The sequence below is a fragment of the Streptomyces sp. Q6 genome (assembly GCF_036967205.1).
Lineage (GTDB): Bacteria > Actinomycetota > Actinomycetes > Streptomycetales > Streptomycetaceae > Streptomyces > Streptomyces citrinus.
On the sequence record NZ_CP146022.1, the window covers coordinates 112,811 to 136,741 of the forward strand.

The 23,931-nt window shown below is 68.3% G+C and carries 26 protein-coding genes and 1 pseudogene; 13 read left to right on the forward strand and 14 right to left on the reverse strand.

Annotated elements, in window-relative coordinates:
- The first annotated feature begins 38 nt into the window (after positions 1-38).
- On the forward strand, positions 39-260 hold the full coding sequence (locus V2W30_RS00590) for a hypothetical protein (protein ID WP_338692670.1): 222 nt from the start codon (positions 39-41) through the stop codon (positions 258-260).
- 62 nt (positions 261-322) lie between these two features.
- Here V2W30_RS00590 and V2W30_RS00595 read toward each other — a convergent pair whose 3' ends face one another.
- A complete protein-coding gene (locus tag V2W30_RS00595) occupies positions 323-1,036 on the reverse strand; it encodes a hypothetical protein (protein ID WP_338692672.1) in 714 nt (237 codons plus the stop codon).
- Between the two features lie 121 nt (positions 1,037-1,157).
- Here V2W30_RS00595 and V2W30_RS00600 point away from each other — a divergent pair, with 121 nt between their 5' ends.
- The gene (locus V2W30_RS00600) at positions 1,158-1,337 is read left to right on the forward strand and encodes a hypothetical protein (protein WP_338692674.1); all 180 of its coding nucleotides are present in this window, start codon (positions 1,158-1,160) and stop codon (positions 1,335-1,337) included.
- A gap of 434 nt (positions 1,338-1,771) precedes the next feature.
- Here V2W30_RS00600 and V2W30_RS00605 read toward each other — a convergent pair whose 3' ends face one another.
- The 3 genes from V2W30_RS00605 to V2W30_RS00615 form a co-directional block, all read right to left on the reverse strand.
- Positions 1,772-3,055, reverse strand: coding sequence for an RNA polymerase sigma factor (locus V2W30_RS00605; RefSeq protein WP_338692676.1), 1,284 nt, complete (start codon positions 3,053-3,055; stop codon positions 1,772-1,774).
- Complete coding sequence (locus V2W30_RS00610) at positions 3,052-3,753, reverse strand: YciI family protein (RefSeq protein WP_338692678.1); 702 nt, start codon at positions 3,751-3,753, stop codon at positions 3,052-3,054. The genes V2W30_RS00605 and V2W30_RS00610 overlap by 4 nt, the downstream gene beginning before the upstream one ends.
- Positions 3,754-3,955: 202 nt before the next feature.
- Complete coding sequence (locus tag V2W30_RS00615; protein ID WP_338703422.1) at positions 3,956-4,654, reverse strand: L,D-transpeptidase; 699 nt, start codon at positions 4,652-4,654, stop codon at positions 3,956-3,958.
- A 309-nt stretch (positions 4,655-4,963) separates the two neighbouring features.
- Between V2W30_RS00615 and V2W30_RS00620 the strand changes: the two genes are divergently transcribed.
- Positions 4,964-5,233 carry a GlsB/YeaQ/YmgE family stress response membrane protein gene (locus tag V2W30_RS00620; RefSeq protein WP_338692679.1) on the forward strand — a complete coding sequence of 90 codons (270 nt, stop codon included), beginning with the start codon at positions 4,964-4,966 and terminating at the stop codon, positions 5,231-5,233.
- 79 nt (positions 5,234-5,312) lie between these two features.
- On the opposite strand, the gene V2W30_RS00625 is transcribed toward V2W30_RS00620, so the two are convergent.
- Together V2W30_RS00625 and V2W30_RS00630 are read right to left on the reverse strand one after the other, a co-directional pair.
- Positions 5,313-5,936 (reverse strand): hypothetical protein, encoded by a 624-nt coding sequence (locus V2W30_RS00625; protein ID WP_338692681.1) that lies wholly within the window; start codon positions 5,934-5,936, stop codon positions 5,313-5,315.
- Between the two features lie 170 nt (positions 5,937-6,106).
- Positions 6,107-6,712 carry a dihydrofolate reductase family protein gene (locus V2W30_RS00630; RefSeq protein ID WP_338692683.1) on the reverse strand — a complete coding sequence of 202 codons (606 nt, stop codon included), beginning with the start codon at positions 6,710-6,712 and terminating at the stop codon, positions 6,107-6,109.
- A 359-nt stretch (positions 6,713-7,071) separates the two neighbouring features.
- Here V2W30_RS00630 and V2W30_RS00635 point away from each other — a divergent pair, with 359 nt between their 5' ends.
- Positions 7,072-7,746, forward strand: a complete 675-nt coding sequence (locus tag V2W30_RS00635; RefSeq protein ID WP_338692685.1) for a hypothetical protein — start codon at positions 7,072-7,074, stop codon at positions 7,744-7,746.
- Positions 7,747-7,881: 135 nt separating this feature from the next.
- On the opposite strand, the gene V2W30_RS00640 is transcribed toward V2W30_RS00635, so the two are convergent.
- The 3 genes from V2W30_RS00640 to V2W30_RS00650 form a co-directional block, all read right to left on the reverse strand.
- Positions 7,882-8,247, reverse strand: a complete 366-nt coding sequence (locus V2W30_RS00640) for a helix-turn-helix domain-containing protein (RefSeq protein ID WP_338692687.1) — start codon at positions 8,245-8,247, stop codon at positions 7,882-7,884.
- 297 nt (positions 8,248-8,544) lie between these two features.
- Positions 8,545-9,447 (reverse strand): sucrase ferredoxin, encoded by a 903-nt coding sequence (locus tag V2W30_RS00645; RefSeq protein ID WP_338692689.1) that lies wholly within the window; start codon positions 9,445-9,447, stop codon positions 8,545-8,547.
- A 10-nt stretch (positions 9,448-9,457) separates the two neighbouring features.
- Positions 9,458-10,663 carry a cupin domain-containing protein gene (locus V2W30_RS00650; RefSeq protein ID WP_338692691.1) on the reverse strand — a complete coding sequence of 402 codons (1,206 nt, stop codon included), beginning with the start codon at positions 10,661-10,663 and terminating at the stop codon, positions 9,458-9,460.
- Positions 10,664-10,707: 44 nt separating this feature from the next.
- Here V2W30_RS00650 and V2W30_RS00655 point away from each other — a divergent pair, with 44 nt between their 5' ends.
- The 3 genes from V2W30_RS00655 (at position 10,708) to V2W30_RS00665 (ending at position 13,012) form a co-directional block, all read left to right on the forward strand.
- Complete coding sequence (locus V2W30_RS00655; protein WP_338692693.1) at positions 10,708-11,097, forward strand: hypothetical protein; 390 nt, start codon at positions 10,708-10,710, stop codon at positions 11,095-11,097.
- Positions 11,098-11,527: 430 nt separating this feature from the next.
- Positions 11,528-12,339 (forward strand): IS5 family transposase gene (locus tag V2W30_RS00660; RefSeq protein ID WP_425244651.1). Its coding sequence is split into 2 segments (ribosomal slippage): positions 11,528-11,873 and positions 11,873-12,339, totalling 813 coding nucleotides; the frame shifts between segments, so codons are not numbered across the junction.
- A gap of 73 nt (positions 12,340-12,412) precedes the next feature.
- Entirely contained in the window at positions 12,413-13,012 is a 600-nt protein-coding gene (locus tag V2W30_RS00665; protein ID WP_338692695.1) for an SMI1/KNR4 family protein, read from the forward strand.
- A 182-nt stretch (positions 13,013-13,194) separates the two neighbouring features.
- Here the strand turns inward: V2W30_RS00665 and V2W30_RS00670 are convergent, their stop codons facing one another.
- Positions 13,195-13,566 (reverse strand): hypothetical protein, encoded by a 372-nt coding sequence (locus tag V2W30_RS00670; RefSeq protein ID WP_338692697.1) that lies wholly within the window; start codon positions 13,564-13,566, stop codon positions 13,195-13,197.
- 257 nt (positions 13,567-13,823) lie between these two features.
- On the opposite strand from V2W30_RS00670, the gene V2W30_RS00675 reads away from it, so the two are divergent.
- The gene (locus V2W30_RS00675) at positions 13,824-14,600 is read left to right on the forward strand and encodes an alpha/beta hydrolase (protein ID WP_338692699.1); all 777 of its coding nucleotides are present in this window, start codon (positions 13,824-13,826) and stop codon (positions 14,598-14,600) included.
- Positions 14,601-14,762: 162 nt separating this feature from the next.
- Positions 14,763-15,275, forward strand: a complete 513-nt coding sequence (locus V2W30_RS00680; protein ID WP_338692701.1) for a DinB family protein — start codon at positions 14,763-14,765, stop codon at positions 15,273-15,275.
- A 10-nt stretch (positions 15,276-15,285) separates the two neighbouring features.
- Here the strand turns inward: V2W30_RS00680 and V2W30_RS00685 are convergent.
- Positions 15,286-15,511, reverse strand: a pseudogene (locus V2W30_RS00685) (IS630 family transposase); the annotation flags it as partial.
- Between the two features lie 205 nt (positions 15,512-15,716).
- On the opposite strand from V2W30_RS00685, the gene V2W30_RS00690 reads away from it, so the two are divergent.
- Entirely contained in the window at positions 15,717-16,352 is a 636-nt protein-coding gene (locus V2W30_RS00690; RefSeq protein ID WP_338692703.1) for an RNA polymerase sigma factor, read from the forward strand.
- Complete coding sequence (locus tag V2W30_RS00695) at positions 16,349-17,413, forward strand: CU044_5270 family protein (RefSeq protein WP_338692705.1); 1,065 nt, start codon at positions 16,349-16,351, stop codon at positions 17,411-17,413. The genes V2W30_RS00690 and V2W30_RS00695 overlap by 4 nt, the downstream gene beginning before the upstream one ends.
- Before the next feature lie 410 nt (positions 17,414-17,823).
- Here the strand turns inward: V2W30_RS00695 and V2W30_RS00700 are convergent, their stop codons facing one another.
- Positions 17,824-18,855: a C40 family peptidase gene (locus tag V2W30_RS00700; RefSeq protein WP_338692707.1), complete on the reverse strand. Its 1,032-nt coding sequence runs from the start codon at positions 18,853-18,855 to the stop codon at positions 17,824-17,826.
- Positions 18,856-20,477: 1,622 nt separating this feature from the next.
- Here V2W30_RS00700 and V2W30_RS00705 point away from each other — a divergent pair.
- The gene (locus V2W30_RS00705) at positions 20,478-21,083 is read left to right on the forward strand and encodes a hypothetical protein (RefSeq protein ID WP_338692709.1); all 606 of its coding nucleotides are present in this window, start codon (positions 20,478-20,480) and stop codon (positions 21,081-21,083) included.
- Positions 21,084-21,707: 624 nt separating this feature from the next.
- Here V2W30_RS00705 and V2W30_RS00710 read toward each other — a convergent pair.
- A protein-coding gene (locus tag V2W30_RS00710) for an IS5 family transposase (protein WP_338692710.1) occupies positions 21,708-22,525 on the reverse strand; the annotation gives its coding sequence in 2 pieces (ribosomal slippage) (positions 21,708-22,183 and positions 22,183-22,525; 819 coding nt in all).
- A 106-nt stretch (positions 22,526-22,631) separates the two neighbouring features.
- Entirely contained in the window at positions 22,632-23,012 is a 381-nt protein-coding gene (locus tag V2W30_RS00715) for a hypothetical protein (protein WP_338692712.1), read from the reverse strand.
- Between the two features lie 85 nt (positions 23,013-23,097).
- On the opposite strand from V2W30_RS00715, the gene V2W30_RS00720 reads away from it, so the two are divergent.
- Positions 23,098-23,915 (forward strand): IS5 family transposase gene (locus V2W30_RS00720; protein ID WP_338692714.1). Its coding sequence is split into 2 segments (ribosomal slippage): positions 23,098-23,440 and positions 23,440-23,915, totalling 819 coding nucleotides; the frame shifts between segments, so codons are not numbered across the junction.
- The last annotated feature ends 16 nt before the right edge of the window (positions 23,916-23,931 follow it).

Sequence of the window (23,931 nt, forward strand, 5' to 3'; positions counted from 1 at the left end):
CGCACGGCCGTAGGGGGAGCGAGCCGGTGAACGGGGGCATGGCACCGTTCCGGGACCGGCATCTCGCCGTGTTCTTCATCGTCCTCATGTACGTGCTCATCGGCGCCCTGCTCGCCGGACTGATCGGCGCGGTGCTCGCGGGCGGCGGGCTGGGCGGGACCTTGGCAGCGGTCGCGGGCGGACTCCTCGGTGCCGCTTTCGCCGCGTGGCAGATCCGTCGCACGCCTGCCGCCGAACGCGCGGACGACAACACCTCCTGACGGGCTGCGAGATGAGGGCCTGCACCTGGACCTCGGCCCACTCCACCCGCCACTCCCCCGCGTCACAGGGCGGTCAGGCTCCACGCTCCGGCCGAGCGCACTTGGTAGTAGCCGCGGCCGGGCCACTGGAACGTCCGCTCCCCCGCGCGCCCCTCGGTCACCGTCAGCCGGTAGGCGAGGTGGTCGTCCAGCGCCTCCAACTGGATCTGGCTGGGCCCCGCGTAGTGCAGGACGCCCGGGCCCGGTCCGCCGCGGTAATGCACGACGTCCGATCCGGTCCCGTTGCACTCGTGGTGGAAGCGGGGGATCTCTCGCAGCGGGACCGCGGTCGCCGTCCACGCCGCCCGCGCGCCGATCGCGAACACGCGGAAGTCGACCGTCTTGATCGCTCCCGGCAGGGGTATGCGGGCGGTGAACGGGGCGCCGTCGCCGGACAGCCGATACATACGGGAGGACCGCTCCTTCCTGCGGTTCTCGAAGCGTACGTTCAGCTGGGCGGTCGCGGCGGTCGAGAAGAAAAGGACGGCCGGGCGGTACGACGGCATCTTCAACCGGTGCAGTCGCCCGCCGTGCACGCCGTCCCCACCGACCCGGGTCCGGGGCACGGGCGACGGCGTGTCACGTGGCCCCTTGCCGCGGTGGATCGCGTCCGACACAAGGACCGTGGCCTGGGCGATGCCGCCGGGGATCGCGTCCTCGACGGCCGCGGCCGTCGACCGCTCGCGTCGGCGCCGAAGCCACCCTCGTAACCGCTCCCGACCCGCCCCAGTGCGCATGAGCGTCATCATGCCGCACTGTCCCGAGTCGCTCCGCCGCTTCGACGGCGAACCCGATGCGGTACGGAACGGGAACGCGGGCATACGGGCCTCAACGACACGACAACGAACGGGAGTTCCCATGTTCGCCATAGCCGCAGCCGTGCTGTTCTTCATCGCCTTCCTGATCAACGCCGCCGACATCTCGACCAACGACGTCTTCTCCTCCGTGAACCTGATGCTCCTCGGTCTCACCGTTCTGGCACTCCATCTGGCGGGAGCCGGGGGCTGGGCCCAGAGTCGGTCCTCGCGTCGGCGTTGACCCCGCACGGGGCCGCCGGTTCGGTCCCCGCTCCCGTTTCAGCACCACGCGCGCCCATGCGCAGACAACCGGCGCCGCCCGTTCGCGGGCGCCGGGTCCGCGGATGGGCGCGCGTGGTCTGTGTACGCACCGTGCGGCACGGCCCTGCACGTCACGCGGCGGGCCACGAACACACCGGAGGTTCGGCGCCGTCACAGCCTGCGGGAGACGTCCTGCGCGGCCTGCATGACCGCGGGCGCGAACGCCGCCAGCTGCTCCTGCGTGACGAGGAAGGTGAGGGAGGAGACGGAGACTGCGCCGAAGCGGCCTCACGCGAGGTGACGTGGCGGCCAACGTGGCACGGCTGAAGGAGTCGATCGGCTGACCTCGGGCGTGCACGCACCGACCGGAGACCGCTTTCCCCGCTCGACGGACGTGCTCCGCGAGCGGCACGGCTAAGCGTCGGACTGCGTGTGGTCGGCCGTACGACCGGCGGGCCGCGCGTCGGTCGAACCGGGCTCTCCCAGTGCGGCGAGCTGTCGCGCGTACTCGCGGGCGATCGCACCGTTGGGGGCGATCGCCTGCGCCGCCCGATAGGACTGTGCCGCCTCGGTGAGGCGGCCGAGTCGCCGCAGCGCGTCCGCGCGGACCGCCGGTACGGCGTGGTTCCCGGCCAGTTGCCGGGGGGCGCCGAGCTCGTCCACGGCGTCAAGCTGTGCCTGCGGGCCGTCGCGCATGCCGACGGCGACGGCGCGGTTGAGCGCGACAACGGGGTTGCTCCGCAGGGCGAGGAGGCGGTCGTAGAGCTCCACGATCGTCCTCCAGTCCGTCAGGGCGGCGGTCGGGGCGAGCGCGTGCTGCGCGGCGACGGCCGCTTGGAGTGCGTAGGGGCCGCCCGCCGTCGCCGCCCGCCGGGCCAGGTCGACTCCCTCGGTGACGAGCGCGTGGTCCCATCGCGTGCGGTCCTGGTGTTCCAGCGTGACGAGCTCGCCGTCGGCGCCGATCCTGGCCGCGCGCCGGGAGTGCTGGAGGAGCAGCAACGCGAGCAGCCCCCGCGCCTCGGGTTCGCCCGGTGCCTCGGCGGTGACGAGCCGGGCGAGTCGGATGGCCTCCTCGGCGAGGGCGTCACGTGTCGTGCTGCCCTCGCTGGGCGCGTAACCCTCGTTGAAGATCAGGTAGATGACGGCGAGCACGCCGTGCAGCCGTTCGGCGCGTGCCCCGGGCAGGGGCACGCGGTAGGGAATGGCGGCCGCCGCGATCTTGCGTTTCGCCCGAAGGATCCGTTGCGACACGGTGTCCTCGCCGGTCAGGAAGGCGCGGGCGATCTCGCGCGTGGTGAGGCCGCCGACCGCGCGCAGTGTCAGCGCCACGCGGGATTCGAGAGGGAGCGCCGGGTGGCAGCAGGTGAAGATCAGCCGCAGCCTCTCGTCCTCCACGGGCTGCGGTTCGTGGTCGGCCCGCAGTGCGGCGACCTCGGCGAGCTTGGCGCGCTCGGTCGTCCGGCGCCGCAGCACGTCCACGGCGCGGTGTCTGGCGGCGGTCACCAGCCACGCTCCCGGTCTGCGCGGCACTCCCTCGCGTTCCCAGGCCGGCAGAGCGCGGGTGAACGCTTCCTGCGCGCAGTCCTCGGCCAGTTCCCAGTCACCGGTCAGGCGCACGATCGTGCCGAAGACGACGCCCCACTCGGCGCGGTGCGCCTCCGCGAGCGCCGCCCGTACCTGCGCCGGACCGTGCGTCACGAGAAGTCCGTCCGGAACTCGCGCAGTTCGACGCTCCCGGACCGTGCCATGGGACAGCGGGAGAGGTAGTCGATCGCCTCCTGCCACGCGCCGTCGATGAACACGATGCCGGACACCGACCCGGGTCCGTCCGTGTACGCGCCGTCGGTGATCAGCAGCTCTTCTCCCCTGCGGCGCACGAGGGTGGCGTCCTCGACGGGACGCAGGTGCTCGCCGCCCAGATAGCGGCCGGTGGCCAGGCCCTCACGGACCCACGCGGCCACGGCTTCGCGGGCCGGGGTGAAGGGCGGCGCGCTCGGCTCCGTCCGCAGGATGCCGAGGAACCGGGAAGCCGGCATGTCGCCCTCGTGCGGAACGTTCTCGGTTCCCGCTCCCAGGTCCAACGCCTCGACCGGTCGGATCTCCATGCGTCCACCCGTTGCCATCGGGTGCGCGGCGGCCACTTCGATCGCCTCGTCGAGATCGGCGGCCTCGATGAGGTCGTACCCCGCGATCCACTCGGCCGTCTCCGCGAACGGGCCGTCGGTGACCAGCACGTGGTCGTCACGGACGCGAACCGTCCGCGCCTCGCCGACCGGCTTGAGCGGCATTCCCTCGATCCGGACGCCTCGGTCGTTCCACTTCTTCACCCACGCCTCGGGGGCCTCGTCGGTCGGCTCCCCCGCCGGGTCGGTCGCGACGAACAGCACGTACTTCATGGCGTTCTCCTCTCGAGCGTTTTACCTCAACGACGAAGAGCGTTCGCGGAATCCGACAACGAGGCCAGGAAAAGAAGTATGAGTTTCACGGAGACCGACGCCGTGGGCGCGCCGCCGTCTGTCCGGGCTGTCCGGACAGACGGCGGCGCGCCCATGGTCGTGCGGGACGATGACGTCGACGGGATTGCCGCCGAGCGGTCGGTCAGGTGCCGGGCTTGCGGCCGTAGACGAAGACGTCGTCCCCGTTGTGCAGGAGAGCCCAGTACTTCTTGGCCGTGGCTGACGTCATGTTGACGCAGCCGTGCGATCCGGGCGGGTTCCACATGCTCACGCCGACCGAGTGGAAGGCCTGACCGCCGTCGAAGAACTGGCTGTACGGCATGGCGACGTGGTAGATGCTCGACACGTGGTCGATGTGGCGCCAGTAGATCTTCTTCAGACCGGTGCGCGTCTCGTACCCGTTGCGCCCGGTGCGGACGGGGACCGGCCCGTAGACCAGGTCTTTCCCGTCCTGGATCCAACTGAGCTGGAGCGTGAGGTCGACGCAGGCTATGCGCCCCTTGTTGACGGGGCACTTGCCGCTCTTGTTGGGGTTGGTGCCGACCGCTTTCTGCTTGTTCATCAGGTCCATCACACCCCAGGTGACGGGGCCGGCGTAGCCGCTCGTCGGCGTGATCCCGTGCTTGCCCTGGAACGCCTTGATGACCTTGCAGTCGGCGGCGGACTGCTTGCCGTCGACCGGGCGGCCGAGGAACGTCTCCACCTGCTTCTGGTACGGCCCGGTCTGTGTGCTGCAACCGCTGGCCGCCACGGCCGGAGCGGTTCCGAGCGCCACGAGTAGCGGCGCGGCGAGCGCGGTGATCCCGACCGCGGCCACGGCACGTCTCCGCTTGTCTCCCATGGTGTCCCCCATGACTGTTCCTCTCCCCGGTGTCGAACCACGCGATCGGCCGACCACGTTCCTGACCAGCTAGACCCGCCGTCGACTTGCCACGTTGTACCGCCGTGGGGCTTGGTACCGAACGGTGACATAAGCGTCGAAGGTGACTGGCCGACGGAGTCTCGGTGTGAGCGGGCCACGGTTCGTCGCCTGCTGCTCACCGCCCGTTGTGACCGTCCGGCAACGGTCGTGCGGATTTCATGTGTTTGAAAACGCCTCAGACGATCACACGCTTATGCAGTACTTATTTCTGCTGGTTGGAGGCGCAACGTGGGAATCATCGCGTGGATCATCATCGGGCTGCTGGCTGGGATCATCGCCAAGATGCTGCTGCCGGGCAAGGACCCGGGCGGCATCATCATCACCCTGCTCATCGGCGTCGCCGGCGGCCTCCTGGGCGGCTGGCTCGGAAAGGTCATCTTCGGAGTCGACTCGATCGACGGCTTCTTCGACCTCTCCACCTGGATAGCCGCCGTCGTCGGCTCCCTCATCCTCCTGATCCTCTACCGCGTGATCACCGGCAACCGCCGCCACGCCTGAACGTCGCCGCCCCAGGGCGGCACCCGCACGCAACGGCTCCGCCCTCTCGTGAGGGCGGAGCCGTTGACGCGTACGCGGGTCAGCGCAGCTTGTTGACCGCCGTCACCGTCGTCCGCTTGAAGCCGGCCACCGGAGCGTCGCGGTAGGAGCCCATCTGACCCCAGCGGACCACCGTCACGATGTTGCCGTCGCGCCCCACCGAGAACAGATTGATGTCGGACGCGCCCCACGTGGTCGTGGTGTGTACGCCATAGACGTAGGCGCCTTCCTCCACCGGAAGTCGGCCGTAGTACTTCTGCGTGGCGCTCACCTCCGGGTCCTGCTTCTCCACGGAGGCGGCACACCCGGCGAGGTCCTTGCGCAGCAACGCCGCGAAGTCCTTGGCGCGCTGCGCACTGCGCTCGACGACCGTCACCTGGAGAGCGGTGGCATCGAGGTCGGTGGAGTAAGCGCGGTGCAGGGAGATCGACGGCAGGGCTTCGCCCACGCACATCGGCAGCGGGTCAGGCTGTCCGGCCGTGACCGGCCCCGCGTACCACGGCGACGACGCGTGCGGCGGCAGCTGGGACGCGGACAGGAACCTCGGCGTGCCGGAGGCGACGGCGGCCGTCGCCGTCGTCGCTACGGCCGCCGTCGCGGCCACGACCGCGGTCAGTGCCCATGCGGCTCTGCGGGTGTGGGTGCGGATGCCCGTGTTCACCATCGTCGTATCCCCCTACTTGATCGGCCATGTCATGACATACGCCGGTTCAACTTGCTCTGTCTGTCCTGTACGACCCGTCACGCGCCGCAGCCGTTGCCCCTGCTTGTGTCACGACTCTGTCACCGCCTGACGCGACGCGGCGGCGACCCGTGGCCCGCCTCCGTCGCGGGCTAGTAGCTGTCGTAGGCGGGCTTGCCGTTGGGGCGGTAGACGGCGAGGACGGTGCCGCCCTTCGTCGTGGAGACGCTGACCGGCTCCAGCCTCGTGGGGATCGCTCCGTCGGCGAACAGCCTCTTTCCCGTGCCGATGATCACGGGGTGGATGGTCAGCCGGTACTCGTCGACGAGGTCGTGGCGCATGAGGGTCTGGGCGAGATCGCCACTGCCCACGACGTTGATGTCGCCGCCGTCGGATTCCTTCAGCGTGCGCACGGCCTGCACCACGTCGCCGTCCAGCAGCGTGGAGTTCTGCCACTCCAGGGACGTCAGGGTCCGGGACGCCACGTATTTGGGGGTGCTGTTCATCCGCTCCGTGAACGGGTTGGCGGGATCGGCGGTCGGCCAGTACGACGCGAAGATCTCGTACGTCTTGCGACCGAGCAGCATCGCGTCGGAGTGCTGGTACCAGCCCGCGATGGCCTCGCCGACCTCGTCGTCGGACGCGTTCTTCTGCCAGCCGCCGTGTTCGAAGCCGCTTTCCGCGTCCTCGTCCGGGCCACCCGGCGCCTGCAGCACACCGTCGAGCGTCAGAAACGTGCAGACAACAATCTTGCGCATGATGCGCTCCCTTCGTCGACAGGTAGACCACAGCGCCACCACAAAGTCATCGGTCCGTGAGGCTGTGGGTGACGGCCCCGCTCAGACCCCAGAAAGCGGTGGGAGAGAGAGGATCTCTCTGCACCGGGCAGACGAGGATCTGACACTCCATCAGCCGCAAAAGGTCTTATCAGTCGCATTCAGGGCATACCTTTGTGGTGCCAGATCCAGCAGCAGAGCGGCAGCGCGACGCGGGCAACTCCTCCACGCGTCCTGGCGCGCCCCTCGCGACACGGGGTATCTCTTCCTTCGGGACAGCCGACGGGGGTGGGGAGTTGGCCCGGGTAGGGAAAGTGCGGCGGCCCGCGATGCCGTCGTGGATGCGAAGACTTCACGGGCGCGCCAGTTCTTCTCGGGAGCAGCGTGCGCGCGTCGCCTCCGAGCTACGTGCTCAGGGGCGCTACGGCCCCGAACTCCGCGAAGTGCTGCCCGCCTTCGCGGCGCTCGGGCTCGCGGTGCTCGGTGCGGTGCTCGTTCTCGCGCTGCTCACGCGTGAGTACGGGGCGAGTGGTCTGATCGTGGGCGTGCTGCTGCTGGGACTACTCGGTGGCGCCGGCTGGTTCGGGCGGCGGCTCGTCGCGCACCGGGTCCGAGGCCGGTACAGCCCGGCCGAGTTGCGCCGGCTCGACCAGCGCGGTCTGGCCCGCGCCGTCGAACGGATGCTGCGCCGCGACGGCTGGCAGGTCACGGATCTGAGCGACGGCGACCGCATGCGGCTCTATGCGCGCGACCGTCTGGGCCGCGAACTCGACGTCGCGGTCCGGCCCACGGTGGAGACCCCGCCCCAGGAGAACGTGAGCGGGGCCGAGCGGATACGGGAGTCGGGGCGGCACGGCGCCGACCGGTTCCTGCAACTCTTCGTCAGCCAGGACGCGTTCAGCCCTTCCGATGTCATGTGGGCCTCCCGGCAGGACGACGTACGACTCGTCGACGGGCAGCGGCTGCGGCGGTGGGCGGCCGGTGTGCCCTTCGACCGGCTCGATCGGCCGGGTTGACCGGCCGCGACGGAGGTCAGGAGGCTCCCGCGGCGCGGGCCCGACGAGCGGGACGGGCTTTCAGACCGCGCTGCCCCTTCAGCTGACGCGCGTACCCGTACCTGGTACCGGCTTGTCCTGGAGCGTGATCCGCTCTCACCTCTGCGTCGAGTCGACTCGTGCGTGGGCGCGTTCGATGTCGGGGACGTGACGCTCGGCCCACGCCCGCACGGCACGCAGCGGCACCAGCAGGGAGCGGCCGAGGTCGGTGAGGGCGTACTCGACGTGCGGGGGATGCGCGGCGATCTGCGTGCGCGAGATCAGGCCGTCGTACTCCATCGCCCGCAGCGTCTCCGTGAGGGCCTTGGGCGTGATGCCCCGGATGTGCGCCTTGAGTTCGGTGAAGCGCATCGGCCCGTCGTCGAGCGCGTTGACGACGAACACCGTCCAGCGCGCCCCGATCCTGTGCAGGACGGTGCGGCTGGGGCAGGTCGCGGCCATGACGTTGTATGCCTTGCCCATGCATGGCTCCCAGTAGCGTTGCGGATACGGATACGGATATAGAAGGTATACCGCCGTGGACGTGGCTCCTCCCGGATCCGCGATCCTCCTCCGAAAGTCCTCCATCAGCCCGCCGTGACGGTCGCCGGAGCGATCGCTCCGGTCGCGCTTTCGGGATCGCCGTCCACCGGATCCGCCGCGATCAGCACCCGGCGACGATCGGCGGCAGCGTCGTCGGCACGACACTCGCCAGCGTGACCGGCAGACTGCCGACCACAGCACGGGCCCGCATCGGGGACGGGTAGCGCGGCGTTCGAATCAAGCCCCGCCGACGACGATCGACAGGGGCTCGTAGGCGACGGCGGAACTCACGGACAGACCGCCGCAGGTCAACTGTCGCGGCGGAGCCCGGTGGGAGCGCACGTCGACGTCGTACACCGGGGAGCGGAGCGAGCGGCTCGTGACACGTACGAACCAGCGGTCGCCGTCGCGCGAGGTCTCCTCGATCGCGTAGTGGTGGCGCCCCGCCGGGCCGTAGCGGCTCAGGAGGGCTGCCACCGCCACCTGTTGAGCGGGGAGGAGGTTCGTGAACCCGCGCAGGTGGTCGGCGTGCACTCGGTCGGCGAGGTGCTGCTCCACTGCGGTGACGGCCGACGCGGCGTCGAGATTGCCGTAGTAGACGCCGTCGGGGGCGACGACGACGTTGGCGGCGAACCTGTCGCCCCCGACATGCGTGCACTCCCACACCAGGTCGGGCCAGCGCTCGCTCAGGGCACGTCCGACGGGCCGGCCCCGCACGGCGCAGCACACGTCGTGCATGCCGTGGGCGCAGACCAGGACGACGGGCGGGGCCCCCAGGTCGCCGGGGGTGTCCAGGGCGTCGGCGATATCCGCGAGATCCTCGTCCCGCCGCCAGGTGCCCCAGGTCTGGCGGTGAGCGCCGTCGTTCCCGTAGCGCAGGACCGCCCAGCGGGGTGGCCCCGCGGGTCCGCGGCGCCCGTGGCGCCGGATGAGCAGGATCCGGGCCCGCACAGCGTGAGCGGCGGCAAACACCCGCTGCTTGGTGACGGGTTCGAGGGGCAGGCCGTCGAACCCGTTGGGCGGCCAGCCCCCTCGGTACTCGATGAGGACCCACGTCGAGCCGTAGGGGGCCGTGCCCGCAAGGGAGTCGCCCCGGAGGCGGGCGGCGTCTGCGCAGAAGAACCGGGCCGCCGCGTTCATCGCGGCCACATCACGGCCCTGCGGGCACCAGGACGCCCGCGCGCAGGAGCCGCTCGGCCCGTTCCAGGCCGAGGTCTCCGGCCGTGTGGACGTCGCCGTCCAACAGGCATCGCACCGCTGCCAGATCCTGCTCCGGGAAGTCGAGCCAGCCCACGCGCGTGTGCAGTCGGGCGCCTTCCAGCCGTGCCTCCAGCGCATCCCGCAGTCGCAGCCGGGTGTCAGGGGCCAGGCCGGCGACCGCCTGGAGCTGGGCCAGCGGCCCCAGCGGCGCGGGGCGGGCCTGGCCGCGCCGCATGCGGTGGAACAGCGGGGCGGGGTCCGTCTCGGCCAGCGCCGCCAGGAGGCGTTCGCGTACCAGGGCCAGCTCATCGGCCGGTCCTTCGGTGCCCAGGGGCAGGGAGCCGCGCATCCGCGGGTCGTCCCGCAGCGCTGCCAGCGCCGACCGGGTGAGCTGCTCGGCCAGGGCGTGGCGGGTCCAGGTGTGGACGCCGAGCGTCAGGTGGATCGAGACGGCGCCCTGCGCCTGGGCGGCGTGCAGCCAGCCGCGCGGCAGGTACAGGACGTCACCCGGCGCGAGGACGGTGTCGAGATGAGCCTCGCCCCGCGCGGCCTGCTCGACGTCGGAGCGGCGATCGGTCCAGGGCTGGTCGCGCAGCGGGTCCGGGTGCACCGGCTCGTGGATGATCCAGCGTTTGGTGCCCTCGATCTGCACGACGAACACGTCGTGCACGTCGTAGTGGTGGTCGAACCCGCGGTTCTGCGGCGGGGTGACGTACGCGTTGGCCTGCACCGGGTGCCCCAGCTCCGTGCCGAGCCGGGTGACGAGGTCCGCCACGGGTTCCCAGGTGCGGTGCAGCGCCTGGAGGACGAGGGTGGCTCCGTCGGCGAAGCCGCGCCACACGGCGGTGTCGTCGACCTGGTCCGTGATCGAGGCGCCGACGCCCGCCGACGAGGTGAACGACGCCTCCGGGAGCGTGGCGCCGTCCTTGGCCATCCGGAGGAAGGGGGTGCGCAGCCCGCGCCGGGAGATCAGTTCGTCGACGGCGCCCGCGGAGAACACGTCACTGAAGTCGTCGGCACCGCGGGTGAGGAGTGGGGCGCGCCCCCAGAAATCCTGGGCGAACTCCTCGCGGTCCCGGTGCGTCAGACGCGCGTCCAGGACGCCGCCGCCCTGCTGGGCGTCGACGTCCCGGAGTTCGAGGGGCGAGATGCTCAAACGCCGCTGCCCGACTCGTCGGCCGCGCCGTCGGCTCCCCCGTCGTGCACGCCCGGGGTTCCTGTGGCGCCACCGTCCGCGGGACCTTCAGCGCCACCGTCGGCACCGCCATCGTGCACACCCGGCGTCCCGGCCGCACCGCCGTCAGCCGGACCTTCAGCCCCACCGTCAGCACCACCATCGTGCACACCCGGCGTCCCGGCCGCACCGCCGTCAGCCGGACCTTCAGCCCCACCGTCAGCACCACCATCGTGCACACCCGGCGTCCCGGCCGCACCGCCGTCAGCCGGACCTTCCGCCCCACCGTCAGCACCACCATCGTGCACGCCCGGCGTCCCGGCGGCACCGCCGTCGGCGGGGCCTTCCTGCTGGTTCGGGTCCTGCTCGGGGTTGGTCATGTCTCCTCCTGGGAATGGACGGCCGGGACCGGGTGATCTCTCCGTGTACCCCCGTGTCCCCGCTTCCTCACCAAACTCACCCACGCGGATCTCTCCAGCAACTCCAGAGGTCTGTACGGTCCTGGGTCCGCCTTCGACCCGACGCTCTGGGAACCCTCGGCGTATGCGGTACGGGTTGCCGTGGGGCTCCACGAGCAGTTCGGCCGTGTCCGCGCACACGTCCGCGGCGCCCGTCTCCTTCGGCGAGGCCCGGCTCACGCCGCCGATTGTCGCGGAAGTCGTGCGCCCTATCGGCCGCACCCGGTCCGGCTACTTGCGGGGCCGTCGGCTCCGAGCAGCGGCATCCGGATGACCAGCGACAAACACGATCGGCTTTCGGACGACGAGTCCGTGGGCGCCAAGACGACCGTGCCTCTTAGAGATCGTCTCAACTGACTTGATCACTAAGCTGGCGGCCGTAATGGCGATGGTGGGGCGTCTGGTGCCGGACGGGTTGTGGGAGTTGTTCCAGCGGGTGGTCCCGGCTGCGCCGGTGCGTCCGCAGGGTGGTGGCCGACGTCGGTATGGTCATCGAGAAGTGCTGGCGGCGATCGTGTTCGTGGCCACGACTGGGTGTACCTGGCGGCAGCTGCCGCCAGGCTTCGGCCCGTCCGGGCCAACCGCACACCGTCGTTTCACTGAGTGGAGCCGGGCTCGGGTATGGGGCAAGCTCTACCGCCTGGTGCTGGACGAACTCGGCGCACGTGGAGCGTTGGACTGGTCCCGGTGCGCGATCGACTCGGTGAACATGCGGGCAACGAGAGGGGGGACCTGACGGGTCCGAATCCCGTAGATCGCGGCAAGAAGGGGTCAAAGATCCACTTGATCACCGAGCGATCCGATCTGGCCCTCTCAATCGGGATCTCCACCGCAAACACCCACGACAGCCAGGGACTTGAGCCCCTCGTGCGCGGCATCACGCCCGTTCGCTCACGCCGTGGACCGCGGCGGCGAAAGCCTGCCAAGCTCCATGGCGACAAGGGGTATGACTACGACCACCTGCGCTGGTGGCTGCGCTCGCGGAACATCACCCCGCGCATCGCGCGCAAGGGCGTCGAGTCCTCACAGCGCCTGGGCCGTCATCGCTGGACCGTGGAGCGGACGGTCGCTTGGCTTGCCGGATGCCGCCGCGTGCACCGTCGGTACGAACGCAAGGCCGGACACTTCCTCGCCTTCACCGGCATCGCCGCCGCTCTGATCTGCTACCGCAGACTTGCGAAGGTCCTCAACTCGATGTGATCCATAATGTACGGCCCTATATGGCGCGGCCCAACTCAGTTGACCGCACCGCGTACACACTGTCGAGGAACTCATGACTGACTATCTGGCTGCCGTGATGGAGATGCTCGGCCCGGCCCAGAACCGCTACGCGGACCCGGCTGCCTGGGACCGTCTCCACGCAGAACTCGACACAGAGCTTCCGCCCGACTACCGGGCGCTCGTGGACGCCTTCGCCCCCATTCAGATCAACGGTCATCTGTACCTTTCCCACCCGGCGACCGAGCGATGGAACCTGGGCCAGGACATCCACAACAAAGTCGAGGCGTGGTCCGAGGCGCCGTGGGACGACCTCGATCTCGACGCGGATGAGGACCCCCGCCAGCTCTTCGGACTCGACGAGCTGAGCTTTGGCACCCGCAACGGGCTGTGGCCCATCGCGAGCACCGACCGAGGCGAGACCATCTTCCTGCTCGCTGCCCCTGAGGCTCCGCGGCTTCTGGTGAACTATGACGAAACCTGGGCAGAGCACCACATGAGCTTCGCGGAATGGCTCTACCGCTACCTCATCGGCGAAGACATGAGCGGGCCTAACAGCGCAGCCTTTTACCCCGGCCCCGTGCAGTTGCGGCACCTTCCGATGTCCACTGACGAACGCCCCGAACCTTGGTACGGCCCAGACCGCGGCATGTGAGAGGCCACCGCTCTCTTTACAGCGGCAACCTAATGAGATCACTTCTTAGACGCGAGGCGATCGCATGATCCGCCGGGCAGAATCCAGGACCGGCATCGCCTGGATCAGCACGGGAACGGGCCCGATGCTGCCCGTCAACGCAGCCTGCCGCCCGGCGCCGGCTCATGTCCTCTCCACCGCTGTCACACAGGGACGTAAAGGTCCTGCGGTGACGCGCTCAGGACAAGCCCGTTGTCGAAGCGGACCCGCACCCTCACCAGTGGTCCCTGCTCCTGGAACGCGACCCACGCGGGCCGCAGTGCGCCGACCTTCTGCTCCAGCTGCTTCCTGCTTTCCGGGGGCATTCCATCACCGTAGGAATCGAGCAGCGCCTTGAGCCGCTCGTACTCGAGGACGTCGGCGTCGTCACGGATCTGCTCGGCGACCTCTTCCACTGTTCCCTCGCTGTCGGCGGCGAGGGAGAGGATGCCGATGGCCGTATCGCCCACCTCGATCTGGTCGGTCAGGCGGAGATCAGCGGCCAGCTTGACCCGCTGGCCTTCATGCAACGTCATGGGATTCCCTGTTCTGCGGTCTCTGCGGTCTCTGCGGTCTCTGCGGTCTCTGCGGTCTCTGCGGTCTCTGCGGTCCGGTCGTACTCGCCCCATGATCGCGTTCGTTCCACGGGGCCGTCATACCGGTCGGCTACCTGGCAGCACTCGTGATCGCCCGTACGGTGATCCGTGTCCAGTGCGGGCATCCGGCCCGACGGGACTGCGACGGGCGCCGGTTCACCTGGGAGGTGTCAGTGCCATCTCCTACCATCCGCACCATGCGTAGATTCTTCATGGTGGGTGCTCGGCGACTGTCGTATCTGGACTTCGGGGGTCCCGGAAAGCCTCTTCTGGCTCTGCACGGGCACTACAACGAAGCGGCGGCGTTCGCCTCGTTGGCTGCGGCGGTGGCTCCGCAGTGGCGAGTGATCGCCCTCGATCAACGTGGGCACGGGGAGTCCGATCGCGCCGACCACTACGAACGGGACGGTTACATAGCCGATCTGTTGGCCTTCCACCAGCACCTGGACGAGCATCTGGACATCGGCCCGGTGGCCGTGCTGGGCCATTCGCTGGGCGGGGTGAACGCCTACCAGTTCGCGGCCCGCCATCCGGACAAGGTCAGTGCGCTGATCGTCGAGGACATCGGTGCGGTGGTGGACTGCGACTGGTCGTTCACCAACCGCCTGCCTGGCGTCGCCCCGTCCCGGGAAGCCCTCACATCAGCGCTGGGTGTGTCGGCGCCCTACCTGGAGTGTGCCTTCCGCCAGACAGATCGGGGCTGGGGATTCTCCTTCGACATCGCGGACACCGTGGCATCCCAAAAGGCACTCAACGGTGATCACTGGGACGACTGGACATCCGTCATGTGCCCGACGCTGCTCGTTCATGGCACCCGTAGCGACGAGTTGACCGCCGCTCACGCCGAAGACATGGTGACCCGACGGGCCGACGGCGTCCGCCGCGTCGAGCTGCCGGCCGGTCACGTCGTGCACCACGATGTGCCAGACCGCTTCGCAGAGGCGGTCGCCGCCTTTCTCTCAGGGCCACACTGAGCCTGACCCAGCAGCCTCACCACATGCGTCCCGCCGCCATCGGCATCAAGGGGAGGGCCAACGGCCGCCGGAACGGGTCCAACTAGTGCCGCATCAGACCACGTTCGCCCTGCTGAAAGGCCCTGCCCGCTGGGGGCTTCGGCCGTTGGCGATAATCGACCGATGAGCGCCCTCGAACGCCCCATGCCGCCTCTGAACGCCGACGAACGCACCACGCTCGAAAGCTGGCTCGACTTTCATCGCGTCACGCTCGCCATGAAGTGCGAGGGCGTGGACGATGAGCAGGCCGCCGTCGCTTCCGTGCCTCCCTCCGGCTTCACGTTGACCGGCCTCGTTCAGCACATGGCCGAGGTGGAGCGGAATTGGTTCCGTCGCGTGCTCGCCGGGGATCAGGCCCCGCCCATCCACGACCCGCAGGCCGACCCGGATGCCCCCGACGGCGGGTTCGAACTGGCGGAGGGCGCCACCCTGGGTGATGCCCTCGCCACCTGGCACGCAGAGATTGCCCGGGCCCGCGAGCACTGCGCCGACCGTGCTCTGTCCGATACGGGTCGCTTCATGGGCCAGGACGTCAACCTCCGCTGGATATACGTGCACATGATCGAGGAGTACGCCCGCCACAATGGCCACGCCGACCTGGTCCGGGAACGCATCGATGGCACCACCGGCGTGTAGCGGCGGATCCAGCAACGTTGGCCCTGCCGACGACGGCGCGTAGGCGCCGGTCGTCGGCGTGGCGGTTTTCGCCACATGCTGTAGCGGCGGATCATGCTGCCCTGATCCTTGTGGTCGGCGTGATCGGTGCCGTCGAGGGTGAAGTAGCGCAGGGCGGTGAACTGAACTTCTGTCCGGTCGAGCCAGGAACTGTTGGTGGGGTTGCAGGTGATCTCGACATTGGTCGATCTCGCGTACACGAACTCGCTCTGCCACCCGAACAGAGTGACGGTCGCACGCCTCCCGCCGCAGCACCGGGACAGCACGTCATCACACCAGGGCGAACGTTGTCTGATGCGGCACTAGCCTTGCCCTCCGGGCCGGTACGACGCGGGTGCGAGCCGGACGACGGCATGGCGCAGGTCACAGGAACTCCGCCGGGGCGGCGGAGAGGTAGACAGTGTGAGGGACTCAGAAAACGATCTGCGCAGACGCGTACGGGCCGGTGAGCGCGACGCGTTCGCCGAGTTGTACGAACGGTGGGCCGGCGCCGTGCACCAGCATGCTTTGTGGCTCACCGGCGACCCGACGAGCGCCGAGGACATCATGTCGGAGACGTTCCTGACCGCTTGGCGGGTACGGGAGCGGCTGCACGAGGACGGGGGATCGCTGCGGCCCTGGCTTCTCGGCATCGCCACCCACAAGGCGGAGAACGCCCGCCGCGGTCTGCGGCGCCGCCTGGCGTTCCTGGCGCGGCAGCGGCAGTCGCCCGTGGTCGCGGACTTCGCCCCCGAAGTCGCGGGCCGCGTCGACGACGCCCGTCGCCTGGCCGCCGTCCAGGAAGCGCTCGACCGGCTGCGGCGCCCCGAGCGGGAAGTGCTCACGCTGTGCGTGTGGTCGGGCCTCGACTACCGGCAGACCGCCGAGGCGCTCGGCATCCCCGTCGGCACGGTGCGCTCCCGGCTGTCCCGGGCCCGCGCCAAGCTCGCCCGGCTCGCTGACGAGGCCAAGGCGAATCCGGAACCGCGTACCGCTCGCGGAGAGATGAAGGGTGAGGCCGCACTCGCGGCCCTGCCCGTGCGGGAGGAGACGGCGTGAAGAACAAGAACGTACGACCGGACGCGAACACGAACGCGGCCTCCGATGCCGATGTGACGGCGCTTGCCCGGCTGCTGCCGGCCCCGGGCCGTGCCCCTCTCCCGCACGCGCAGCACCTCCACCACAAGGAACAGCTGATGCAGCACATCGACCGTGACCGCGACCGTGCCCACGGCCCCGGCCGCCCCGCGTTCTCCGCCCGGCGCCTGCTGCGCCCCGCGGTCCTCGTGCCGGTGACGGCGCTGGCCCTCGCCGGCATCCTCACCACCGGCATCGTGATCGCCTCGGACGGCGACACACGCACGGCCACCACGGCGGGCCGGGACGCACAGCCCGCGGTCGCCCTCCTCGACCAGATCTCCGACGCCGCCGGGAAGAACGCGGAACTCACCGTGCGCGATGACCAGTTCGCCTACACCCGGGCGAAGGTCCAAGGCGCCGACCTGACCAGCGGCAAGGCGGTGGTCGAGCCGTTGAAGGACTCCGAGACGTGGCTCGCCCAGGAGCCCGGCCCGCTGCGGAAGCTCGGGCTCGCGAAGGAGGACGGCGAGACCTTCCCGCTCAATGCCGCGCTCGGTGACACCAAGGGCACGCCGGAGGGCTTCGGCCGTGCCACCTACCACTGGCTGGCGTCCCTGCCCACCGACCCCGACAAACTGCTGGACCACCTGTACGCGAAGACACCCGAGACCGAACGCGAGGAGCGCCACCAGGCGGTGTTCAACACGATCGGGAGCCTCCTCGGCGGGGTGACACCCCCCAGGACCGCCGCGGCCCTCTACCGTGCCGCCGCGAAGATCCCTGGCGTCACCAGGGCGCCCGCCGCCCAGGACGCCATCGGCCGGCACGGCATCGGCATCGCACGGGAGGACACCCGGTTCCACACGCGCACCGAGTGGGCCTTCGAGCGGCACGACCTCACGTTCCTCGGCTCCCGCAGCTATCTCGTCAAGGACACCACGTACGGGAAGAAGGGCACGCTCATGTCCGCCAACGCCATCCTGGACCAGGCGATCGTCGACAAAGCCGGGCAGGAGCCCAGCGCGGTGCGGGACAGCTGAGACGCCGCAGTCCCGCACCGCGCTGGGTCCGGGGTGCGGGGTGGCGACAGTCGCCGCCTTGTCCTCCGGCGCGGCGAGCGGCCTCAGGCCGAGTTCCCGGCGGCCGGTCTTCTGGCCGGCCGTGGCAGTGCCGGTCCAGATCGCCGCCGCGCGCCCGCCCGGCTCGTTCAGCAGGCTCACGCCGTCGTCCGGCTCGGTCGTCACGTGCCAGTACTGGGTGTCCGCGTGCGTTGCCGATGCTCGCGGCGTTGCGCGGAGAGGGCTACGGGCGAGGCCTCTCGCAGGAAGCGCCAACGGAACCCGCCTCGGAGCAAGGCCGAGGAGAAGAGCCTCCGAGGGCGAGTTCCGTAGTCCAGGCCGGTACGGGGCGCCGTCCTGAGCGTGGGGTGGTGGGGCGGGTGCGGACGTGATCAGCCGGTGACGCGGACGCCGAACTGGAAGCTGCCGATCGTGCTCATCGACTCGTAGCGCACCGAGGCACCCGGGTACGGCGCGTGCAGCACCTGGCCGGCCCCCGCGTAGAGGCCGACATGCTCCGTGTTGTTGAAGAAGACCAGGTCACCGGGCTTGAGAGCGCTCATTCCCACCCGGGGGCCCTCGTTGACCTGCGTGTATGTGACCCGCGATATCTGGAGCCCGGCCTGCGCGTAGGCCCATTGCGTGAGGCCCGAGCAGTCGTAGGAGTTGGGCCCCGTGCCACCGCGGAGGTACGGCTTGCCGATCTGGGTGGCGGCCGCGTGCAGGGCGTCGGCGCCGAACTTGGACGCGGCCGCCTCATTACCGAGGTCGACTCGGCCGGCGGAGGACCGGCTGGCACGCTGCTCCGTGTCAGCCAACTGCTGTCGCTCGGTGACGGTCAGGGTGTTGAGCAGCTTCTGCGCTCTTTTGAGTTTGTCCTGGATCTCCACCTTCTTCTTGCCGAGTTCGGTGCGGGTGTCGGTGAGATCCGTGAGCTTCTCCGCCGCCTTCGCGCGCTCCTGAGCCAGCTCGCGTTGCTTGGTCTGGACGCTGTGGAGCGACGCCAACTGCTGGGCGGAGAGCGCTTCGAGGGTGGATGCCTTGTCGAGGTAGTCGTCCGGGTCGGCGGACAGGAAGAGCTGAACTCCGGGATCGATGCCGCCTGAGCGGTACTGATGACTGGCCATCATGCCGAGGCCCGTGCGCAGTTGATTGAGCTCTTGCTGCTCGCGAGCGACCTTGTCCTGGAGCAGGCCGATCTCCTTCTCCAGCTTCTGCTGCTTCTCCTTGGCCGCGTCGTAGTGGTTGGTGGCCCGCTCGGCCTCTTCGTAGAGTTTGTCGACTTTGGTCTTGACCTCGGTCTTCGTGGGCTTGGGGGCCGCGTCGGCGGCGTGCGACGTCAGGGCCACGGCAGCGACCGCTGTCGTGGTGAGCACGGTCACGCGGGTGCGGCTCGGCCGCTTGGGCCGTCGATGGGATGACACGAAGGCGGGCTCCTTCTTCCTGCCGCCCACGAAATGTCCAGGGGGCGGTATGCCTCCGTCGTCACTCGCCTCGTGTGAGTGATCAACCGGACGGAGGATTGAGGCCAGACCTTAGTGACCTTCCCATGACAGTTTCAAAGTCTCACGTGAAAAATCTTGCCCGCATCTGACTTTCTCCTGCACAACTCATGAGCGGTTACGTCCACTTGCTCGACGTCACATCCGGTGCGCACAGAATTGCACACGTGGGCGGCAGCCCGGCCGCCCAGCCCTCGGTGAAAGTTCCTCACAACAAAGTTGGCCCGGCGGGAACCTTCGGCCCGGTGGCGGACACGTACACAGCATGGAACCGAACGAAGCCGGTCCGGCCCTGCCGGTCGACGGGGCATTCGACCGGCAGGTGTGGACGACCGCTGTCGACTGTGATCGCGAGGCGCTCGGCCGGGCCTTCGTCCTGGTCAACTGCCCTGGACTGGCCGGTCGCCGAGCATCTGTGTTCCTTCGCCCGCATGGTCACCGAGACACCGCACGAGCGACTGCCGGAGTAGATCGCATCCGCCCGAGCCGCCGCCGACCTGCCCGGCCTCAGCCGGTCAATCGAATCAAGGCGCTCAAACGACAGATCTTGGGGCGTACAAGATGTGAACTCGCCCGCAAACGGGTTCTGTTCTACGAATAGGGGAAAGGTCAAGCGTCTTCCGCAACCAGGCCGAACCCTTCACGAACGCCTTCCAATAGATGGCGACGCGAGGGGTCGTTCTCCTATGCCGCCATAAAGCAGCCAAGTCCCCGAACTCGCTGCGCCGGTCATTCGACGGATGAAACCAACAACTCTTGGCTAAGACCGTGTCCTACGTGGTGAGTCTGCAGAACGTGCATTGTCATCGACTTGCACACAGGGGGCGCCGTGCACACTGCGGGGAGGAGCCGTGACCGCCTCCCTCACACCGGCTCCTTGCGCCGAGGATGATGAAGAACCGGGGCCATCAGCCGTGCTGCTGTCACACGCCGTCACCCCCCCCCCAGGCCAGCAGCAGAACTGCTCCTGCTCCACATCGCCGCGCTCGGCGTCTGCCCTGGAACCCGGAACCTGCGCTCACCGTCACTCCGTTCATCTCGCGCCATGGGGTGTCCCTCGCCCCGCTGCGGATGAAGAACTTCAGCCGAGCACTGAACCCACCTCGCGCACAAGATGGAAAGCTGCCGCAACCGGCCATGCCTGCCGTGAACCAGCGCACCCTCCTGCCGTGAGAACGGTCCTCGGTACCGACAGGGCTGAGAGTTGACGGCACCAGAAGGTGTTCCCTCGGAGGTCTTGTTACGGGCTCTAAGGGCGACACCTCAGCCGGTAGGAGGCAGCACTGAATCACCATAAAGTTAAGGAAAAGGGTTGTTTCAGGCGACGGAATTCTCGCTTCCGTCGGAAGTCCTTCTCTCACTTTTCAAACAATCTCCAAAGCGACTCCAAAAACACCCGCACACTCGTAAGGTTCCCCTGTCAACGACCGAAAGGGAATCAAATCGTGGGTAGATCTATCCGCTTGTGGTCGGCATCTTTCGCCACTGGAGTAGTTCTGGTCGCTCTGCCTTTGTCGGGGGCGCCAGCGGCCAGTGCCGAAGTTGTGCCGACACTGCCCGCTGTCTCCTCTGACGACAGCCGCGTCGAAGTCGAGAGCCTGACAATCGACGAGCGTCAAATACTCCAAGCTGACATTGACGCGACTCTCGCCGAGACGGCCAGTGGTGGAGAGCAGATCAGTGCGAACGAAATCGCGTGGAACGGCGGCGAGGTAGTCGTGACACTGCCCCTTCCCGGCCAGGTGGCGGCTCCTACAGCATCCGAGGATGCTCTCCTGCTTGACGGCGTATCCGCAGCCGAGGTCTCAGAGGTCCAGGCGGAGGCTGCAGGCTGGAACGGGTGCCCAGCTGGCGCTAACGACAACCGGTGGTACTGCTTCTACCAGTTCGCCGGATTCGAAGGCCGCCGAGTCCAGTGGAACCACGCACACTGCTCAAGCGGCATCAAGATGGCGGATTACGGATTCGACAACCGGACGACGGGCATCATCAACACGACGAAGAACATCGACTTCTGGGGAATGAACCTGACGGCCTACCACGACTGGTTCACGGGCAACGCGCTCAGGGTTCCCCCGTACACCAAGATCTCGCAGTTGGACTCGTTCCACGACAACAAAATCAGCAGCTTCACGGCCTGCCGCAGGTAGGGCACCGCCCGCCGAGAGGCAAGTCAGGGGCAGGCGATGCGCATCGCCTGCCCCTACCCGCTCTACCCGTCAAGTGGGACATCAGTCTTACTCACTCCGAAGCGAACACGAAATGAGTGTCCAGATATTCGTCATGATATTGGACCAGGCCAGCCGCTCGGAGTTCCGAGATTCCGTGCTGCGCCTCCTCTTCTGTTGTTTGATAAAGGCGTGCCAGCTCTGACAGCTGAGGGAGAATCTCACCCCGTTTGAACCTCCCGGAGCGCACTCCCTCGGTCACTTCTTCGATGAGCGGAGATACTCCTGACCGTCCAGAGTGCTGCACCCCGTTTAGCGAGATCGTGGGCAACCCACTCGGGCGAATCCTCTTATTCTCCATGACTGCCTCCGTATCTTCGCGCTTTCGTTGCCGGAAAGATCTATGTTCGCATTTGAGGTTCCTTGAGTTGACCGCGGCAAATGCAGCAGGACAGGGTGACCGTCCCGGCCAGCTCTTCCCCCGCAGAACCGATTCCCGTTAGGGTGATCAAGGATGCGTCGCAACAGGCGACAGCATACGGGCGTGATCAGCCAGAGGACAGAGTTCCGCATCTCGCCCTCTCGACGCTGCCCTTAGACCGAGTCCTACGTGGTGAGTCGAATGAGACGCTTGTAGCAACAGATGGCTGCAGCAAGCCCGAGAAAGGCCAGGTAGTTGCGGGGATTGCGTTCGTAGCGAGGGCTGAGACGTCGGTAGCCGGACAGCCAGGACATGGTCCGCTCGATGACCCAGCGGCGTCGCCCTAATCGTTCGCTGGACTCGATGCCTTTGCGCGCGATCCGTACTCCGATGCGTTTGCCGCGTAACCATTTCCGCAGGTCGGCGCGGTCGTAGGCTTTGTCGGCGTGCAGGCGTTGAGGCTTGAAGTGTCGGCCGCGGTGGGGGTCGTGTCTCGTTTGGTGACCCTCGATCATCGGCTTGAGACCTTCGCTGTCGTGGGTGTTGCCGGCCGAGATGCCGACGAGGAGGGGCAGTCCGTTCGCGTCCGACAGGACGTGCATCTTGGAACCCGGCTTGCCCCGGTCCACAGGGCTCGGACCTGTGTGTTCGCCCCCTTTTTAGCCCTGACATGGGCGGTGTCGAGGACGACGCGGGTGACGTCGATGAGGCCGGCGCCGTCGAGGCGGTGTAGCACTGCTTCGTGCAGGCGGCCCCAGACACCGGCTCTCGACCAGATCAGGAACCGGCGGTGAGCGGTCGACTTCGATATCCCGAAGCAGGGCGGCAGTTGGCGCCAGGCGCAGCCGCTGACCAAGACGTAGATGATGGCCGCGAACAGCGTCTCATCAGGCGTGTCCTGCGTTCCGCCGCCTTGCGGCCGCACCCTCGAGGGCGGGATCAGCGGCTTCGCGATCTCCCACAGCCCGTCTGGAACAATCCAACTCCACGTACCCCGCCCCATACCGAGGTTAACGACGCCTCACCACGTAGGACACGGTCTAAGACCGTGTCTCACGTGGCGATTTCGCCCGCTGCGGGGCCGTAGGTGCTGAGGGCGGGTACAGCCGTCAGGACAGCCAGCTGAGTCGGCCGTCCACGACGGCCGGGAGAGACGTGGGCATCTCGTCGGTGACCCAGGCGAACTCCAGGGCTGCGAGCGTGGCTCCGCGGTCCGTCCATACGAGGATCTCGCCGACGTAGGCGCCGGACGGGTCATGCACGTGCGCGTCGACGGGCACGAGCTCTGTCGGCAGCGCCGCATGTTCGCAGGGTTCCCGAACCTGCAGATCGACACTCACGGAGTCGGGCCCCCAGACAGCGGTCACCTCAGTGCGGTCCAGTTGACTCCGCAGTTGTGATGCGCCGGCGAACTCCGCGGCCAGAATGTGCTCAAGTACTGCGCGCTCGTCGGCGTTCAACGAACGCGGGTCAATGGAAAGAGGAGCCATGCGCCCATTCTGAGGGGCCGGTGTAACCAGCCCAACGCTCCACCGGTCGTCGCCGGGGTGGCCGCCAGCGGCATCATGATCGTTCATGGGTGGGGATCTGTCGCAGCGGCTCGTGCCGGATGATCTATGGGCCATGGTCGAGCCGGTACTGCCGTCTTTCCGCCCGCACCCGCAGGGCGGTGGCACCGCGCCGATCAACCAGCGTGCCGTGTTCCCGGCCGTCGTGTACGTGCTGACCAGCGGGTGCGCGTGGCGGTACCTGCCACTGACGTTCGGAGTGTCGCCGGCGACGGCTCACCGGAGGTTCTCTGTCTGGACCGCATCCGGAGTGTGGCGTCAGCTGCACCGCGTGGTTCTGGACGAGATCGGAGCACGTGGCGGACTCGACTGGAGTTCCGTGTTCGTCGATGCTGCCTCGGTGCGCGCGAAAAGGGGGGTCCCCTGACAGGGCCGAATCCGGTCGACCGAGGCAAAGCGGGCAGCAAACTTCACGTTCTGACCGACGCGCAGGGGCTGCCTGTAGTTATCGGGGTGTCCGCCGCGAACGTCAACGATGTGCAAGCGCTTCGCCCGCTCGCCCTTGGGATCCCAGCCGTCCGCTCGCGCCGCGGCCCTCGTCGGCGACGTCCCGACAAGGTTCGTGCCAACAAGGCGTACCACTCGGCCGGCAACCTGGCGTGGCTGCGCGAACGCCACGTCACTCCACGGATCGCCCGGCCGGGCGTGGAGTCCTCCGAGCGCCTCGGAAGGCACCGGTGGAAGATCGAGAGATCGATCTCCTGGCTCTTCGGATACCGCCGCCTGACCACTCGCTACGAACGAAAGGGCAGCCACTTCCTCGCCTTCCTCGGCCTCGCCGCGGTCATGACCTGCTACAAGAAGCTCGCCAAGATCGCCACGTGAAACACCGTCTAAGAGA

Excerpts from the sequence above, each read along its gene's own strand:
- V2W30_RS00590 (WP_338692670.1), top strand. The coding sequence starts at position 39 with ATGGCACCGTTCCGGGACCGGCATCTCGCCGTGTTCTTCATCGTCCTC.
- V2W30_RS00595 (WP_338692672.1), bottom strand. The coding sequence starts at position 1,036 with ATGCGCACTGGGGCGGGTCGGGAGCGGTTACGAGGGTGGCTTCGGCGC.
- V2W30_RS00600 (WP_338692674.1), top strand. The coding sequence starts at position 1,158 with ATGTTCGCCATAGCCGCAGCCGTGCTGTTCTTCATCGCCTTCCTGATC.
- V2W30_RS00610 (WP_338692678.1), bottom strand. The coding sequence starts at position 3,753 with ATGAAGTACGTGCTGTTCGTCGCGACCGACCCGGCGGGGGAGCCGACC.
- V2W30_RS00615 (WP_338703422.1), bottom strand. The coding sequence starts at position 4,654 with ATGGGAGACAAGCGGAGACGTGCCGTGGCCGCGGTCGGGATCACCGCG.
- V2W30_RS00625 (WP_338692681.1), bottom strand. The coding sequence starts at position 5,936 with ATGGTGAACACGGGCATCCGCACCCACACCCGCAGAGCCGCATGGGCA.
- V2W30_RS00630 (WP_338692683.1), bottom strand. The coding sequence starts at position 6,712 with ATGCGCAAGATTGTTGTCTGCACGTTTCTGACGCTCGACGGTGTGCTG.
- V2W30_RS00635 (WP_338692685.1), top strand. The coding sequence starts at position 7,072 with ATGCGAAGACTTCACGGGCGCGCCAGTTCTTCTCGGGAGCAGCGTGCG.
- V2W30_RS00640 (WP_338692687.1), bottom strand. The coding sequence starts at position 8,247 with ATGGGCAAGGCATACAACGTCATGGCCGCGACCTGCCCCAGCCGCACC.
- V2W30_RS00645 (WP_338692689.1), bottom strand. The coding sequence starts at position 9,447 with ATGAACGCGGCGGCCCGGTTCTTCTGCGCAGACGCCGCCCGCCTCCGG.
- V2W30_RS00665 (WP_338692695.1), top strand. The coding sequence starts at position 12,413 with ATGACTGACTATCTGGCTGCCGTGATGGAGATGCTCGGCCCGGCCCAG.
- V2W30_RS00670 (WP_338692697.1), bottom strand. The coding sequence starts at position 13,566 with ATGACGTTGCATGAAGGCCAGCGGGTCAAGCTGGCCGCTGATCTCCGC.
- V2W30_RS00675 (WP_338692699.1), top strand. The coding sequence starts at position 13,824 with ATGCGTAGATTCTTCATGGTGGGTGCTCGGCGACTGTCGTATCTGGAC.
- V2W30_RS00680 (WP_338692701.1), top strand. The coding sequence starts at position 14,763 with ATGAGCGCCCTCGAACGCCCCATGCCGCCTCTGAACGCCGACGAACGC.
- V2W30_RS00715 (WP_338692712.1), bottom strand. The coding sequence starts at position 23,012 with ATGGCTCCTCTTTCCATTGACCCGCGTTCGTTGAACGCCGACGAGCGC.